This window comes from Shewanella septentrionalis, from assembly GCF_025370265.1.
GTDB classification, from domain to species: domain Bacteria; phylum Pseudomonadota; class Gammaproteobacteria; order Enterobacterales; family Shewanellaceae; genus Shewanella; species Shewanella hafniensis.
In genome coordinates this window covers 1-16,978 of the sequence record NZ_JAMTCC010000011.1, presented here as the reverse complement: position 1 = coordinate 16,978, position 16,978 = coordinate 1, and the positions used below count along the sequence as shown (strand labels likewise).

Here is a 16,978-nt window from a genome sequence, read left to right as displayed (position 1 = left end):
ACCACAGTTCCTTTCTATTTTTAAGGGATGATAAAATCTAATGCGCTTAATGGCATAGGCAAAGCGTGGCAAAATCCAACGAGTACGCATGTGTGGGGCAACCACTCTGGCAGAATTGTGATAAAATCGGCACCTGTTTAACTTTCATATCAACAAGGTAATGCAATGAATCCCATTATTGCCATCTTAAAAGAACACAACGTCAGTGACGCTAAGATCCAAGAACTGTTTCAAACATTAACCGAAAATCCATTAATGGCGATGGGTACGCTCGGTCAATTAGGCATCCCAGCCGAAAAATTACAACAACTGCTGGGGCTAGTGATGCAAAAACCGGCCTTGATCAAAGAAGCCGTACTTGAACTCGGTTTGGATTTCTCAAAAGTAGAAGCCGCAAAAGCCCAGTTACAAAAATAAGCGCAGACTGTTCAAGTTTGTAGCCATCATGCGCTAGGGGAATGCGCGTAAATCAGCTCCCCTAGCGAATGTTAAAACCACTAAACCTCAATGTAACTAAACCTCATAGCAGCTAAACCCCAAAGCCATTGATGCTCAAAATGATCAGTACCAAGTGAACTAACTGTTTTGCGCCTGCCACTCCTCAATCGCCTCTTTTGCCGCTCGAAAAGCTTCAATCCCCGCAGGCATACCGCAGTAAACGGTGCAATGCAGTAAGACCTCTTGGATCTCTTCAACTGAGCAGCCATTGTTTAGCGCGCCTCGCACATGGCCCTTTAACTCAGTCGGCGCCTTTAATGCCGCCAGCGTCGCAATAGTAATCAAACTGCGCGTTTGCCTTGAAATAGCATCACGCACCCAAACCTCACCCCAGCAATTGGCCGTAACTAAATCTTGCAGCGGCTGGGTAAAATCTGTCGCACTATTGAGCGCCTTATCAACATAGCTATCGCCCATCACAGCACGACGCACCTCAAGACCCTTCTCGTATTGCTCTTCGTTCATCGATGCATCCTTTTTGTTATGTGATTAAGCTCTGTGATTAAGCTCTGTGATTAAGCTCTGTGATTAGACTTATTGAACCGCCGCCAAAGACACTGCCCAGCAAAAACATAACATAGGATGTACAAATGAGCAGGATTTAAAAATCGCATTCCCTCAGCGTGATAGCCAAATCAAAGGAGGATTGAGTTTGGGGCCTAGAAAGCTTAAAAGCCGAACCTAAGTCATCAGTAAAAAGATACGACCATGGTCATTTTTGTGGCCTTGTTAAAGAATCAAAAAACAAGCTTATAGTTAAACAAGAGCAGGCTTATAGAACCAGCTTCACTGCGTTTACTCTGGTCAAAACGCCGATAACTTTCTATAGTGACAACAAATAAATATTATAAAGCAGTGAGTGGTTGTGCCAGACATTTATCCTTTTTTATCGCAGCGCCCCCATAAACATGCGGCAGTGATTGTCGCCCTCTTACTGCTGACATCAGCTCTTGTGATCTCTCCTTTTATTTCAATACCTTTACCCGATATTGCCCCATTTTTACCTGTGTACGGCACCGCAGTAGTGCTACTCGAAAGTATCACCGCGTATTTATTGCTGTCGCAGTTTGCCAGTAATAGGCAGGTTTTCGCAGGTTTTGTCGCCAGTGCGTATTTGTTTCTTATCCCCTTAGTTACAGTTCAGCTTTTAGTGTTTCCAGGAGTCTTTGCCCCCAAGGGGTTACTCAATGCCGGAGCACAAAGTGCAGTTTGGATCTGGGTCTTCTGGCATGCATCGTTTCCAACCTTAATCCTGCTGGCTTTGATGGCTCAACAGAAGTGAACAACACAGCAAGTTGCGCCGATGCAACTGAAATATTGGCTGTGGGGTTTTGTATTAATCCCTGTGTTGTGCAGTTTAGCACTGGCTTTGTTTGCAACATGGGGTAGCCACTGGTTACCAATCCTGATCGCTAAAAATAGCTATAAACAGTTATTACACAGCCCTTATGCCTTACTCGTATGGGGACTAAACGCACTGGCTTTACTCTGCATGTTACGGCGCGCCCGCAGTAACAATGTGCTCTATACATGGCTGAGTGTGGCGCTGCTGGCCAGCCTGATTGATGTCACGTTAACCTTATTCGCTGGTGCACGCTTTAGTCTGGGTTGGTACGCCGCAAGGATTAGCAGTTCGGTCTCCTCTATGGTCTTACTCTGCGCCTTACTATGGGAAGTTAACAGACTGTATGTCGCAACCCAAAGGGCGAATGAGTCGCTGTACCAGCAGAGTTTCAAAGACACCTTAACAGGCTTATTTAACCGCCGTTATCTAGAATCTCAGCTGGCAATACACATAGACCATGCGAAAAGGCATAAAGAACCACTGTGCTTGTTAGTGCTCGATGTCGATCACTTTAAAGCTTTTAACGACCAGCATGGCCATTTGGCTGGGGACGACTGCCTAGTGACCGTCGCAAAACAACTGGAGCAGAGCTTATATAGACCAGCAGATTTCATCGCCCGTTATGGTGGTGAAGAGTTTATAGTGGTATTGCCGCATACCGATGCGAAAGACGGCATGCAGATAGCAGAACGATTGCGGCTAAACGTCAGCGCAGAAAAGATTGAATATCAAGGTCAGTTACTTAGCGTCACAATCAGTATAGGTTGTGCAGTATTGCGGCACAGTGAAGAGACCGCCCAAAGCTTACTGATTGCAGCCGATAGCGCCTTATATCAAGCTAAAGCCGCTGGCCGAAATTGCGTAAAAGTCGCGGTTGACTAACCAGACATAACTCACCCACAGCCATGCTCATCAGCTCAGCCATTCGATTAACCGCGCTTAATTAAATGGTTGCTCAGTCATAAAAGGCAGGTGACTACCAGCGGGAATCATTTTCACAGGTTTATTTTACCGCGGCCGAGTGCCGCATCGGCTATTGCGAATTTTGGTCAAATGTCCACACATACTCTTCCTGTTTGGGATGGACAACCTGCCAAAATGACTGATAGATGGTTTTCCCATTCAGTGGAACCCATACTTCTCTATCAGTTTGAAAATACAAGGTATAAGCAATGCGGTGTACCTTAGCGTTACTTCCAATAAGACCGCAACCCCAGCTATTCTCGTTGATATCAAAGCCAGTGTAGCGTTTGTTCCAACTCTGAATATCGGTAGTTAAGGCTGGAAGCTCTTTCTCTAAAAGGACAGATTGAGATCCATAGGCAGAGTCTATCGTTTGGTCAAATACCGGTGTCAGTTCTTCCGACTGTAACTCAGAAAAACTACCCGCTGCCTGACAGCTCATCGCGCCGCCAAATAAACAGCAAGCAAGGCATACCCCAAAAACTCTTTTCATATGAACTACCTGCTTCGCTAAATTTCTGATAAAGAATGTACCAAAGTTATCAGGTTAGATGTTAATTACCAGATAAACCGCCTGGTTACTCAATAATGAGACTCCACGACTCACGCAACTGGTTACCTAAATTCATTCATCATAAAAGATATGCCTGCCCGCTATCTTTAATACTAAAGGTACATTATGGCTATACGGAATGAGTAGTCCAAAACAATAGAAATTTAACAATGGTTGGCTCGTTAAATTCTCGTAAATTAAATAATGAGTAGTTTGTTACTCTCCAGATTCTGGCGACTAGAGTCCAGCCAAATTTGCCTTATCTAAAACTTTTCTCAAAAAATTTCGCCTAAAAAGACTCTCAGCCCCTGTTATCAAAGATAGATGTTCGCTAAATCTTGTTGAATCAGCAAAGAAGTTTGGATATGCCTCTTTAATACCACCAACTGCATTTGCATAAACAAGTGCAACAACCATGTTTGTTCTTCTATCTGAAAATTTTCTCTCTAACTCTGTATATTTCTTCTCTGCAATTTCAGACTCATAATTATAAAATAAGGTATAGGCGACAGAACTTTTTACTACATCAATTTCAAGTAAGACATACCGGTCATTACCAATTGTCTCAAGCTCATCACCTATAACCTTTAATGAGCTAGCAAAAGCTTTAAGTTTGCTAGTAACACCTAATTCTCTTGCGGTATCACACACTGTCAAAACCGAACTAGCTGAATCCCTATCTTTCAATAACCTAGTTATATATTGAATTTTTTTATCTTTCTCAGACAACTTATCAAAAATATGGATATTATCAATAATTTGGAACTGATGACTTACATTAGAAAAGAACTCTTTCCAAAGTTCCTCTCCCTGATTTGTTTTTAGTGACTGTTTTGTGAATAAGTCAATAATCTCAAGTGCTGTTGCCCAATAATGTTGGATTCTTGTCCTTAGTTGAACTTCAATTTTTTTGTCATTACCATCAGTATCTTTAAATCTTCCAATTATATGAAAGCTTCTATAACCATCAAGTTTAGGAGACTTTATATAATCCTTTATTTTGAATCCATCTTCCCACCGAAACTCAGGCATTTTCCTTAAAGCTCTAGAGAGTTGCTCAACCTTTTTCTCATTTGCAAGAATAACCCTACAACCACCAATATCCTGCATGTTTTTTAAGTTCATCTTCGGGAATCGTTTGAGCTTTAATACAATCGATGGAAATCGCTTTAACCTTTTAGCAAAAATAGCTGTTGTATCGATCGGTTTAACTACAGGCTGAATTTTAGCCAACGCATTTTCTAAAGGTCGCTCATAACTATATCGCCAATAAGAAAGTATCTGAAAGGCATCATCTAGCTTAGACTCATTACCAAGCTCATAAGTTTGATTATCAATCAAATACTCACCAGCCCGTAACACCTGCTTTCCTGAAGGAACTTTTTCCAATTTATAAGCTCCACCAATCCTTCCATCATAATTCATTGGGCACTATCATTATTAAAATTGCGAATACACAATATAATGCCTACAAACCATTAATAATTAAAGATATATTATTTAACGCCCTAGAAAAAGACATTGGTAACGTTTTAAATATAGATTCAAACATCACCAAAGGCTACTCTGCCATAAAAAATCAAATTTATATACCGCACCTATCTTAATCCTGCCATGGTCTGTTTCCATACTAAAGCAAATAAAGTTAGAAATCCGGCAAAAATGGGACATATATGGTCACCTCGGGTTTAGCAAGGTCAATGTCCTACTTTGTTCAAACTGAAAAATAGGACAGGCATAACTCTTTTGGGTTTAACAGCCAACGCCAAGGCTACAGAAGTTCACCCTCCCCTGCGAAGTTGCTGGAGGGCGTTGAAGACTCTTTATTGAAAGAATGGCGTGTGACGCAGACAGGACGTCTGCGTAGCTTTCGGGGTACAGGATGTACCATCGGAAGCGTTAGCGATTTTCGAATAAGCACAAAGCCACTAATTAATGCATGTAACTTCGCTAGGGACGCCGAGGGATTTCCAAAAGGGGAACAGGCGCTTTTCCCCTTTTGGTCGACTCTTAATTAAAAATCAGGGGGGGAAGCCCCACGACTTTGATTTTGCCTTTAAAAGCAATCAAGAATTATGGGATATGCCCAACTCTATAAATTAACAAATAAAACGAAGGTGACAGGAGTGCCCCCTTCCCTGCGAAATTACCGCTGGGTGATAAGATGTAGCTAGCACTACACTTCGACATCCCTGACCTCGGCGGCAAAACTAAGGTAACGATCACATCTCGCCAGCAACTGCGCTTTGTAATGAGCCACAAATACTGTTTCACTCTCATCGAGAGCTGGGAGCATTGAAACCACCTCCGCTATTGCCTGCGGTATTCTTTGCGCTATTGACGTTAAGTTACTGATTAATAGATTTCTTGGTAAACCTAAGCCATCAATAAATGCGGCCAATTGATATGCGTAAATGCTGTTTGGATCAAATTCGTCATCGATTGCCATCGCAAGCTGTTGTTCAAAATCCTCATACATAGCCACGCTGACCAAATCGTACCAAGGAGTTGGCTCCATTCCGCTTGGCGTCATAAAAAACGAATAGTTTTTACCGTGTGCATCGGCATTGCCGGTTAGTAAATTGAACAGCGCCCATTGCAACATGTCTTGCTTAGCAGCCACTGGATTGCGACATTTTACAGCAAGACTAAAGAGCCTGTTAAAACTTACCCCTTCACGAATATCTTTAACATCACGCCCTGAACCAAAATTACGTTCATATTTTTTGCTAACACTAAAACCAAGTGCTTGGCAGCTATCGACAATATGCCTTCTTAATACCCTTTGCTCATTTGGCATATAACGTCGGTCAAAGCGTTCGACACAGAGTACTTTGTAATCTCCAAAATGAACGATATCAACATTAGCCACATTCATTCCAATCGCCTTGGCTAAGCGCATCGTCATAAATTCATTGAGCACTAAATGGCGATATTTTTCGAATTTAACAATATGGGTAGATGACAGTGCGCCTTCGGCAAATGCAAATTCTTCACCGTTATAAAACAGGTTTAATTTAGGTTGCACACCCGCAACCGACAGTCGAGGTTTGCCGTCCCAAATTTCCATCGGCCACATTGTGGGATCTTCAATTCGCTGAATAACTTCTTCAACCTTAATTGGCCGTAATTGTGTTTCAGGCAGCAAAGTCCCTTTAGGAACAAAAGCAACAGCACCTGCGGTATCGAGACCAATTGCACGGATCAAGGCAAAGGTATTTCCCTTGGAGACGCCAAGCGATTCAATTAGATAATCTAATCCTTTGTTTTCCGGTAATAAGTTAACCAAAAACATCGATATCTGACTGGTACTTCCTGTGCCATCTAAGGGAATTGTTGGAGATAGTGGAAATCCGCTTTGCTGCCACTTTTCGGTGTAATGTACGGCAAAGGTGTCGGTCGTCGCATCAAAGGATAACTCCCCGATAATTAAATCACCGAGGTGCATCTCTAACGTGAGCTTTTTGGAAGTACTCATGGGTTAATACCAGCCGTTAGTTTCGGTGTCGCTGGTTTGAACCGAAACGATATCAATCCCCAGACCATCAAGGATTTTAAATACGGTTGAGATATAAACATCCTCACCTTTTTCAACTCGGATCAGCGTTTTTTTGGTTACGCCGCACAGCATGGCTGCCACGTCTTGAGTAAGAGCAGCACTTTTCCTTCGCTCTTTAATTAACAAGCCGAGGGATTGTTGATTTAGCGGTGATGCCATCATCATCTCCAAAAGTGTAACTTCATACACCTTAGCCCTAAAACCAGCCCCATTCAATCTAAAAGTGTATATAAGTACACTTTTTTATTGTTGAAAATGACAAGTCAACCAGAAGTGTACGATGTTACACTTTAACGGTCATTTCAGTGCTTAAATCTCAAAAAGTGTAGATAAGTACACCTAGCTTGAAAAACGCCGCTTCCCCAAATTGCCAGAGCAAAAAACAAAAAAAATCAAAGAGATGATAGGCATAGCTCTTCACTCAATGGTTACACCAAAACTGGCATTGTTGCACCAGTGACCTTCTAAAACATGGATGTTTTAGTAGAGCCTACAGGGAAGTATCTACGGCGTGTCACTGGTGTAACAGTGTAAGAGCCTGCGGCAGGCAATTAGGAAATACTGAACCTTATAGCGCTGCGGTAGTCCATTCGCAGCATCTATATCAGCCGAGATAACATCAAACTCTCTGGCGCAGCAGCGCCAAAAACAAAACCCCGACTCAGTTACCCGAGTCGGGGTTTTCATTTTTCTCTTACAAGAATTTAGGTTTAAGCGATTAAGCTATAGACCGCAGATGTTTTTGCGCAGAATAAAACGTTCAGAACAAGGCGCTGTGAGCGTAGCATACGTTGTGTGTATGTGAGCGAGCAGCAACGCCGTAATCAACGTTTTAAACCAGCAAAGATTACATCATGCCGCCCATTCCGCCCATGCCACCCATTCCGCCCATATCTGGCGCAGAGTTTTGTGGGATTTCAGCAACCATAGCTTCTGTAGTGATCATCAGACCTGCGATTGACGCAGCGAATTGCAATGCACAACGGGTCACTTTAGTTGGGTCAAGGATACCCATTTCTAACATGTCACCGTAAGTGTCGTTACCGGCGTTGTAACCATAGTTACCGCTGCCGTTCTTCACTGTGTTAGCAACAACTGACGCTTCTTCACCCGCGTTAGTGGCGATTTGACGCAGTGGCGCTTCCATTGCACGCAGTGCGATAACCACACCGTGTTTTTGGTCTTCGTTTAATACTTCGACTTCAGCGATCTTAGAAGCTACGCGAACCAGAGCAACACCACCGCCAGGAACCACGCCTTCTTCTACCGCAGCGCGAGTTGCATGCAGAGCATCTTCAACGCGGGCTTTTTTCTCTTTCATTTCAACTTCAGTCGCTGCGCCAACTTTGATTACTGCTACGCCGCCAGCGAGTTTAGCCATACGCTCTTGCAGTTTTTCTTTGTCGTAGTCAGAAGTTGACTCTTCAACTTGTTGTTTGATTTGGCTTACACGAGCAGCAATTTGTGTTTGCTCACCGTTACCATCGATGATGGTGGTGTTGTCTTTAGTGATCACAACACGCTTAGCTGTACCTAAATCTTCCAGCGTTGCTTTTTCAAGCTCTAGGCCGATTTCTTCAGCAATAACAGTACCGCCAGTCAGGATTGCTACGTCTTGTAGCATTGCCTTACGACGATCGCCAAAGCCAGGTGCTTTAACCGCAGCCACTTTCACGATACCGCGCATATTGTTCACAACTAAAGTTGCTAATGCTTCGCCTTCAACGTCTTCAGCAACGATAAGCAATGGCTTACCGGTTTTTGCTAGACCTTCAAGGATAGGTAACAGTTCGCGAATGTTAGAGATTTTCTTGTCTACTAACAGTACGAATGGGTGGTCTAACTCAACGCTGCCGGTTTCTGGCTTGTTGATGAAGTATGGAGACAGGTAGCCACGGTCAAACTGCATACCTTCTACTACGTCCAATTCGTTTTCTAACGCTTGGCCTTCTTCAACTGTGATCACGCCTTCTTTGCCAACTTTTTCCATCGCAGTTGCGATGATTTCGCCGATAGATTCGTCAGAGTTTGCAGAGATAGTCGCAACTTGCGCAATCGCTTTTGAATCTGCACAAGGTTGCGATAAGGCTTTTAATTCAGCAACTGCAGCGATAACGGCTTTGTCGATACCGCGCTTCAGATCCATTGGGTTCATACCGGCTGCAACGGCTTTTAAGCCTTCAACAACAATGGCTTGAGCCAGTACAGTTGCAGTAGTAGTACCATCACCGGCGGCGTCGTTGGCTTTAGAAGCAACTTCTTTCACCATTTGCGCGCCCATGTTTTCGAATTTGTCTTCTAACTCGATTTCTTTGGCAACAGACACACCGTCTTTAGTGATCAGTGGTGAGCCGAAGCTCTTGTCTAATACCACGTTACGGCCTTTAGGGCCTAAGGTCACTTTTACTGCGTTCGCTAGAATATTTACGCCAGCCAGCATTCTTACGCGAGCGTCATTACCAAATACAACTTCTTTAGCTGCCATCTTGATTATCCTTTAAATTTTTAATGATTAATTGGAATGTCGAATTGATGCTGAGGATTAACCCACTACTGCCATCAGGTCAGCTTCCGACAGGATCAAGACTTCTTGTCCGTCGATTTTTTCTTTCTTAACGCCGTAACCTTCATTGAAGATCACCACGTCACCCACTTTGACATCCAGTGGTTTAACTGTGCCATTTTCTAAGATACGGCCATTGCCCACAGCAAGGATTTCACCGCGAGTTGATTTTTCAGCGGCGCTACCGGTCAGTACTATGCCACCCGCTGATGTTGATTCAACTTCTAGACGCTTAACGATTACGCGGTCATGTAATGGACGAATATTCATCTATGAACTCTCCTAATGATTTGATGCCCTACAATCGAGCCTATTTGTGATTAAAAAAACAGACACCTGAGTCTGCTCTTTTGCTGTCTGAGATATGGGGCTGATAGTGTCGAGATCCAAGGGCATTTATAAAAAAAACTTCAATTTTTTGATGTCGGTTTTTTCAAGTCCGCACAATCCTGCTAGAATCTCGCCTCCGCTCGCTAACAAGGCACTATTTTTCCATGAAAGACAGACACGGGCTGCTCACCGCGCCAATTGGTCGTGTACTGCTCAACATGAGCCTCCCCAACTTAATTGGCATTATGACCATTCTAGGTTTCAGCCTCGCTGACACTTTTTTTATCAGCCAATTGGGCACCGAAGCCTTAGCCGCCATCAGTTTTACCTTTCCGGTGACCTTAGTGATCTCGAGCATCGCCATTGGTATTGGTGCTGGAGTCTCGACCAATTTAGGTCGGCTTATCGGTTCAGGTAATGCCAACAAGGCCAAAGTGTTCTTGCATGATGCCTTATTGCTGACCTTTGGCTTGATTGCCAGTTTAGCCGCCCTGGGTAGCATTTTTATCGAGCCACTGTTTCGCTTACTCGGGGCAAACGATGACAGTTTGCCGCTGATCCACGACTATATGATTTACTGGTATGTCGGTGCGCCGCTGCTGGTGTTGTTGATGGTGGGTAATCAGGGCTTACGTTCCACCGGTGATACCCGCTCGCCTGCGATGATTATGGCGCTGGCGGCAGTCATTAACCTTATCCTCGATCCGTTATTGATTTTTGGTATTGGGCCGTTTCCGCGCTTAGAAATTCAAGGCGCTGCGATTGCGACCTTGTTCGCTTGGTTAGTGGCGTTATCTTTGTCGGGATATTTGTTGATTGTCAGGCGCAAAATGCTCGAATGGACAGTGTTTGACATCGACAGAATGCGCGCCAACTGGACTAAACTTGCCCATATAGCCCAACCCGCTGCTTTAATGAATTTAATCAATCCGTTAGCCAATGCCATTATCATGGCCATGTTGGCGCATATCGACCACAGCGCAGTGGCAGCCTTTGGTGCCGGTACTCGCTTAGAGTCAGTGCTATTAATCGTGGTGATGGCGCTATCGTCGAGCTTAATGCCCTTTATCGCGCAGAACTTAGGTGCAGGCCAGCCACAAAGGGCGAAAGAAGCCCTGCTGCTATCGATAAAATTTATCTTTATCTTCCAAACCATACTTTATATTCCACTGATCTTTTTGGCTGAACCTATCGCGCACTTATTCAGTACCGATCCGCTGGTGATCGAGTGGTTGAGTTTTTACATCTTAGTGTTGCCCTGCGCCTACGGGCCTTTGGGTATAGTGATTATTGTGGCGACCTCGCTCAATGCCTATCACAGACCTATGAGCTCACTGGTGATCAACCTGTGCCGCTTAGTGCTACTTATGCTGCCGCTGGCGGCTTTAGGATCCTATATAGGTGACGTTAAAGGCCTGCTGCTGGCGCTACCTGTGACCAATATTTTGATGGGGATTGCCTGTTACTGGCTAGCGCAGCGGATCTGTGAGCCGACAAAGATCACAACCGCTAACGCCATTCGCGAGGGGTAAACTAGCTTGATTTTTTAACGGGAAAGCGCAACACATCGTCTGAAAACGCTCCCGTAGAGGCTTTGCAGGATCGACGTGGGCCTTGCTCACTCATGTTGATCGGCACGCCATTTGGCACTAACTCTTGCATTATGTAGTCGATAAAGCGTCGACAGGCTAAACTCACGTAACGTCTTGATGGATAAGCTAAGAAATACTCGCCTTGGTGGGGCTGGATTTCAGGTAAAAGGGTCACCAACTCACCGCTTTGTACATATTCATCCACGACTTCAGCAGGCGCATACACTATACCGCGTCCTTGCAATCCAAACTCAACCGCCACTTCAACACTGTTGGAGCAGAAATTGCCTCTGACTCTCACCTCTTGTTCTGAACCGATAAATAACTCATTAAAAATTTTGCCGTTGGATAAACGGAACATAGACACATTATGCGCTTCAATCTCTTTCGGTGTTTTAGGTGTGCCGTGCGTCGCTAAATATTGCGGACTGGCGTAAAAACGTAAGTCAGTGGTAAAAATCGGCCGCACTACTAAATCTAAGGTATCCAACGCAGGCTCAACCACAAAGGCCACATCGAGATTATGTTTCACCATATCGACGGATTCTGAGCTGCTGATGACTTCTAAGGTGAGTTTTGGGTGCATATCCATAAAGCGGAAAATGGCTTGCATCAAGATTTTCATGCTATGGATAGGGAACATTTGAATACGCAGATGCCCGCTGATCTCAGCATCATCATTAGTCATTTCGAATAGGGTTTCATCGAGCTGGGCCAGAATGTTTTGCGAGCGCTGGTAGAAATGACTGCCCGCAGACGTGAGCGTCATGGAGCGGCTCTGGCGGTGGAACAATTTAATATTCAGCTCATCTTCCAAGGCTTGCAAACGCCGACTGACAGTCGATTTTGGCAAGTTAAGTAAATCAGCCGCTTCAATCAAACTACCGGTTTCAGCAATTCTGTGGAATAACGCTAAGTCCTCTGTCTTCATTTTGACCTTAAGTTCAATCTCATTATGTGGGACTGATAATCCCAAAGTATCCCGTTTATTGCAACTACTTTAGCTGGTATCTTCGCGCCCAGAAATGCTGACAACTTGTTAACTAGGAAATCGCCACCATGAAATCATATCGACTCTTGCCACTGGCTATGCTGCTTCCAGCCCTGCTCAGTGGTTGTTCGCCTGCGGAAAGTTCAGTACAAGTGGACACTGTCCGTCCGGTTAAACTGTTTGAAGTGCTCAATGTAGAAGCTGGAGATTTTAGAACTTTTCCAGCCCGCGTTTCCGCTAACAGCCGCGCCGAATTGTCGTTCCGTATTTCTGGGCAATTAACCGAACTGACATTAGTCGAAGGCCAAAGAGTCGCTCAAGGTAGCCTGCTCGCCCAGCTTGACGATAGGGATGCCAAAAATAACTTAATGACCCGTGAGGCCGAGCACGAACTGTTAGCCGCCGACTTTAAACGTAAGGCCGAGCTACTCAATCGTAAACTGATTTCACAGTCTGAGTTTGATAGCACGCAAGCGCAACTCAAATCGGCCACCGCCGCCTTAGCCGCTGCACGCGATCAGCTGAGTTACACTCGCTTAACCGCGCCCTTTAGCGGCACGATTGCTAAACGTTTAGTGGATAACCACCAAATCGTGCAGGCCAATCAAGGGGTGTTAACATTGCAAAACAACAACTTGCTCGATGTGAGCATTCAAGTGCCCGAGGCGATGGCGGCGGGGTTGAAGCAATATACCGATCAAGCTCACTTTACCGCTAAGGTGCGTTTTAGCGCCTTTCCCGAGCAGAGCTTCGACGCCAAATTTAAAGAATACTCCACCCAAGTCACCCCAGGTACTCAAGCCTATGAAGTGGTGTTTTCATTGCCTCAACCCCAAGATATTCAATTACTTCCTGGGATGAGCGCCGAGTTAACCTTAGCCTTAGTTAAAGATCCAAGCGCCCTTGCATCCAGCATAGTACCCGTGACCGCCATCGATAAACGCGATCAAGATGGCCAAGTGCAAGTGTGGGTTTATCAAACCCAATCGGGTGAAGTTAAGCCGACTATGGTGACCCTAGGGCGCGTGAGTAACCAAGGCGTTGAGATTTTAACGGGTATCAACAAGGGCGATCTTATCGTCAGCGCTGGGGTGTCTCAATTATCCGCTGGCATGAAAGTCAAACCACTACGCTGGCAGCGTGGGGTGTGGAGAATATAGGACGTGCCAAGGTGGCATTTTTGCATTAATTTTACGTGTTCAGTTATTTCCGCTCAGGGTAAGTATATCAGCAACTTAGAACCCTTTGAAGGGGCTGGGGTTGTGTAAAAAAGTAGTCCCACGCAACCAATTTTCGGGCAAAAAACCTCTTTAAGGTGGTATTTTTGTGTCATTTTCTGCAAAAAACGTAAGATCTTTGAGTGGCGTGAAGTGTGGACAATGCAAAACGAGCTAAGGTGGCATTTCTGCATTAATTTTCTACAGGTATATTTTTAGAACTAAACTAATTACATCAAACACATATAACATGCATAAATAATAGAATTTTTGCAAAAAAGTAGTTTTCCGCAACCAAATTTACAGGCAAAACTTCTCTTAAGGTGGCAATTTTTCCTCAAAAAATACTGGATTTTATAGCGGCGAGAAGTGTGGACAATGCAAAACGAGCTAAGGTGGCATTTTTGCGTTAACTTTAGATAGGCAGATATTATAAATTAAATAGTTATATCAAAGCCTTATAAATCACACAAAGAATGCATGTTATATAAGAAGTAGTTCCACGCAACCAAATTTCATACATAAAAACCTTAGGGTGGCATTTTAGTTAATTCTAAGAATTCGATGATTCAGCTAGCCATAACAAATTAGTGAAACCTATCATTAATTTAACACCGTAACACTAGGTAGATAGAGAGTAGCTTTACCTAATCGAATTTCAGGCAACGCCTCTATTTAAGGTAGTTTTTTCAAAAACTTCATAGCAATAATAGTAATCTTTTCGTATATCAATGAAATTTTTTTGAGCCAAAATCGATGGAAAATATGCTAAATTTATGATATTTTAAAGGCACTTACTAATTTAATAGTTAGTTATTTTTTGAAGAGGCCATCAATTGATTTCAAGCGAAAATGCTATGCCCCTTTGCGCAGTAGGGTGCTTCAATTGTAAACCAAATTATACTTTAATCCCCGTTACACCAGACCTTCTGCGCGTGAAACTAGACCATTAGGCGAGAAAAAAATGACTATTCTATATCAAATGATCGCTAATGTGCAGACCGATAATTATTGATGTTTGATATATTTCCAATCAAACAGTTTTAAAGGGTGATACCTGCATTGGCTTATACCTCACTCTGAACCGTTATACGTTATAAAAAATAAGGTAAAAGTCTAAATGACTGAAAAAGCGCAAAACATTAACTTAAACAAAGCAAAATCTAATAAAAAAGATGAGTTTTATACTCAACTTTCAGACATTGAAAGAGAGTTAAAACATTATAAAAAGCATTTTAGAGGGAAAGTTGTTTATTGTAACTGCGATGATCCAAGAGTGAGTAATTTTTTCCATTATTTCTCATATAACTTTGAGAAACTTGGGTTAAAGAAACTAATAACCACCTGTTACAAAAGCCAAGACATGGACTTATTCAGCACAAACAATGCTGAAAGAGCTATATATTTAGAGTATGAAGGAGACAAAAATGGAAATATGCTTCCGGATGCAAGCGATATAGGGATAAAACAATTAAATGGCGACGGAGACTTTAGAAGTGAAGAAAGTATAGAGCTTCTGAAGCAAGCGGATATTGTCGTTACAAATCCACCATTTTCTCTTTTCAGAGAGTATATCGCTCAACTTATTGACCACGATAAAAAATTTATCATAGTTGGGCACCAAAATGCCATTAAATACAAAGAAATATTCCCATTAATTAGGGATAATAAACTTTGGTTAGGCTTCGGTTTCAAAGGTGGCGCGGCACACTTCATTAACAAACATTACGAAGATTATGCGACGGCAGCCGACAGAAAAGAAGGAATGATTCGAGTCTCTGGAGTTCATTGGTTCACAAATATTGATTTGAAAAAAAGGCATGAGGACTTAATTCTTTATAAAAACTATAATCCTGAAGAATATCAAAAATATGAGAACTTTGATGCTATCAATGTCAATAAAACAAAGGATATTCCAATTGACTATGATGGTTTTATGGGGGTGCCAATCACATTTATGGACAAATATAATCCTGAACAATTTGAAATAATAGGAGTGGGGATAGCAAACTCTGGTCTTGAAATAGGAATTCAACCTTACAAACCTGAGCACAAATATTATAGGAAAGAGGTTCAGAAACGTGGCGCCGTTAATGGAGATTTATATATGATGATAAATGGTGTTGTAACCGTTCCTTACACCAGAATAATAATTAAGAGCAAAAAACTATGAATATAACCCTAAAAGAAATAACCATTCGTGAATTAACATCTAATTATGAAGACAACTTTGAGGGAGGAGTCATAGGGTATGGAGGCAAGCTAGATATAAGGCCGCCGTATCAACGTGAATTCATTTATAAAGATCGCCAAAGAGATGCAGTTATTGATACTGTTATAAAAAAATATCCTTTAAATGTATTGTATTGGGCAGTCCGTGAGGATGGTAACTTTGAAGTGATTGATGGGCAACAGCGAACTATTTCTATTTGTCAATACATAGAAGGTGATTTCGCTTTCAATGAACGGTATTTTCATAACCTTCAAAAAGATGAAAAGGATGAAATCTTAAACTACAAGCTTATGGTATATCTATGTAGTGGTACAGATAGTGAAAAGTTAGAGTGGTTCAAAACAATAAATATTGCAGGTGAAAAACTCTTTGAACAAGAATTGAGAAATGCAGTTTATTCAGGATCGTGGGTCACTGACGCTAAAAGGTATTTTAGTAAAAATAACTGTGCCGCTTATGGTTTAGGTGGTGACTTCCTTAACGGCTCGGCAATTAGACAGGACTACTTTGAAACAACCATAAAATGGATAAGTAATGACCATATTGAAAGTTATATGGCTGAAAATCAACACGAACCTAATGCTAACGAAATTTGGCTTTATTTTCAGAGCGTTATAAATTGGGTTAAAACTGTCTTCCCTAAATACAGAAAAGAGATGAAAGGCGTGGAATGGGGCGGATTATATAACGAATACAAATCTCAAAAGTTCGATTCAAATAAACTAGAATCTGAAATTGCTAACTTAATGGAAGACGAAGATGTTGGAAATAAAAAAGGTATTTATACCTATGTTGTAACTCGCAAAGAAAAGCACCTTAATATTCGTGCATTTAGCCCAAACCAAAAACGAGAAACATACGAAAAACAGAAAGGGATATGTGTAATATGTAGCCAACATTTTAAAATCGAAGAAATGGAAGCTGATCATATAACACCTTGGCATGAAGGAGGGAAAACGACTTCCCTGAATTGCCAAATGCTTTGTAAAGAAGACAATAGAAGAAAAAGTGGTAAATAAAAAATGTATAATCGAGTAGCTGGAGATATAAGCCCTCCAGCCCTCTAATTCATTTCAATATAAATCAAGATAATAGCATTATTTTAAGCCTATCCTCTCAATAAAATAGTTCACG

General features: G+C 42.5%; 14 protein-coding genes and 1 pseudogene. 7 read left to right on the top strand and 8 right to left on the bottom strand.

Annotated features, from left to right (window positions below; all coding sequences use genetic code 11):
* Positions 1-165 precede the first annotated feature (165 nt).
* Positions 166-417, top strand: a complete 252-nt coding sequence (locus NE536_RS08020) for a DUF2999 family protein (protein WP_006083102.1) — start codon at positions 166-168, stop codon at positions 415-417.
* 159 nt (positions 418-576) lie between these two features.
* Here NE536_RS08020 and NE536_RS08015 read toward each other — a convergent pair whose 3' ends face one another.
* Positions 577-963 (bottom strand): carboxymuconolactone decarboxylase family protein, encoded by a 387-nt coding sequence (locus NE536_RS08015; RefSeq protein ID WP_198573438.1) that lies wholly within the window; start codon positions 961-963, stop codon positions 577-579.
* 394 nt (positions 964-1,357) lie between these two features.
* Here NE536_RS08015 and NE536_RS08010 point away from each other — a divergent pair.
* Positions 1,358-2,176: pseudogene (locus NE536_RS08010) on the top strand (membrane-associated sensor domain-containing protein); the annotation flags it as partial.
* A gap of 6 nt (positions 2,177-2,182) precedes the next feature.
* Positions 2,183-2,725 (top strand): GGDEF domain-containing protein, encoded by a 543-nt coding sequence (locus NE536_RS08005; protein ID WP_261272431.1) that lies wholly within the window; start codon positions 2,183-2,185, stop codon positions 2,723-2,725.
* 151 nt (positions 2,726-2,876) lie between these two features.
* Here NE536_RS08005 and NE536_RS08000 read toward each other — a convergent pair whose 3' ends face one another.
* The 6 genes from NE536_RS08000 to NE536_RS07975 all read right to left on the bottom strand — a co-directional run bounded on the left by NE536_RS08000 (position 2,877) and on the right by NE536_RS07975 (position 9,751).
* Positions 2,877-3,299 (bottom strand): hypothetical protein, encoded by a 423-nt coding sequence (locus tag NE536_RS08000; RefSeq protein WP_261272374.1) that lies wholly within the window; start codon positions 3,297-3,299, stop codon positions 2,877-2,879.
* Between the two features lie 297 nt (positions 3,300-3,596).
* Entirely contained in the window at positions 3,597-4,784 is a 1,188-nt protein-coding gene (locus NE536_RS07995) for a RelA/SpoT domain-containing protein (protein WP_261272373.1), read from the bottom strand.
* A gap of 751 nt (positions 4,785-5,535) precedes the next feature.
* Positions 5,536-6,837 (bottom strand): HipA domain-containing protein, encoded by a 1,302-nt coding sequence (locus NE536_RS07990; RefSeq protein ID WP_261272372.1) that lies wholly within the window; start codon positions 6,835-6,837, stop codon positions 5,536-5,538.
* A 3-nt stretch (positions 6,838-6,840) separates the two neighbouring features.
* Positions 6,841-7,077 (bottom strand): type II toxin-antitoxin system antitoxin HipB, encoded by a 237-nt coding sequence (hipB, locus tag NE536_RS07985; protein ID WP_105253052.1) that lies wholly within the window; start codon positions 7,075-7,077, stop codon positions 6,841-6,843.
* A 688-nt stretch (positions 7,078-7,765) separates the two neighbouring features.
* The gene (groL, locus tag NE536_RS07980; protein WP_259511555.1) at positions 7,766-9,403 is read right to left on the bottom strand and encodes a chaperonin GroEL; all 1,638 of its coding nucleotides are present in this window, start codon (positions 9,401-9,403) and stop codon (positions 7,766-7,768) included.
* Positions 9,404-9,460: 57 nt separating this feature from the next.
* Positions 9,461-9,751, bottom strand: coding sequence for a co-chaperone GroES (locus NE536_RS07975; protein ID WP_006086113.1), 291 nt, complete (start codon positions 9,749-9,751; stop codon positions 9,461-9,463).
* Positions 9,752-9,975: 224 nt separating this feature from the next.
* Here NE536_RS07975 and NE536_RS07970 point away from each other — a divergent pair, with 224 nt between their 5' ends.
* Positions 9,976-11,343: an MATE family efflux transporter gene (locus tag NE536_RS07970; protein WP_261272371.1), complete on the top strand. Its 1,368-nt coding sequence runs from the start codon at positions 9,976-9,978 to the stop codon at positions 11,341-11,343.
* Between the two features lies 1 nt (position 11,344).
* On the opposite strand, the gene NE536_RS07965 is transcribed toward NE536_RS07970, so the two are convergent.
* Positions 11,345-12,334, bottom strand: coding sequence for a LysR family transcriptional regulator (locus tag NE536_RS07965; protein WP_261272430.1), 990 nt, complete (start codon positions 12,332-12,334; stop codon positions 11,345-11,347).
* 128 nt (positions 12,335-12,462) lie between these two features.
* On the opposite strand from NE536_RS07965, the gene NE536_RS07960 reads away from it, so the two are divergent.
* The 3 genes from NE536_RS07960 to NE536_RS07950 all read left to right on the top strand — a co-directional run bounded on the left by NE536_RS07960 (position 12,463) and on the right by NE536_RS07950 (position 16,863).
* Entirely contained in the window at positions 12,463-13,554 is a 1,092-nt protein-coding gene (locus NE536_RS07960; RefSeq protein ID WP_261272370.1) for an efflux RND transporter periplasmic adaptor subunit, read from the top strand.
* A 1,177-nt stretch (positions 13,555-14,731) separates the two neighbouring features.
* Positions 14,732-15,784: an adenine-specific methyltransferase EcoRI family protein gene (locus tag NE536_RS07955; RefSeq protein WP_261272369.1), complete on the top strand. Its 1,053-nt coding sequence runs from the start codon at positions 14,732-14,734 to the stop codon at positions 15,782-15,784.
* Positions 15,781-16,863, top strand: coding sequence for a GmrSD restriction endonuclease domain-containing protein (locus NE536_RS07950; protein WP_131526108.1), 1,083 nt, complete (start codon positions 15,781-15,783; stop codon positions 16,861-16,863). Before NE536_RS07955 ends, NE536_RS07950 begins: the two co-directional genes overlap by 4 nt.
* Positions 16,864-16,978 lie beyond the last annotated feature (115 nt).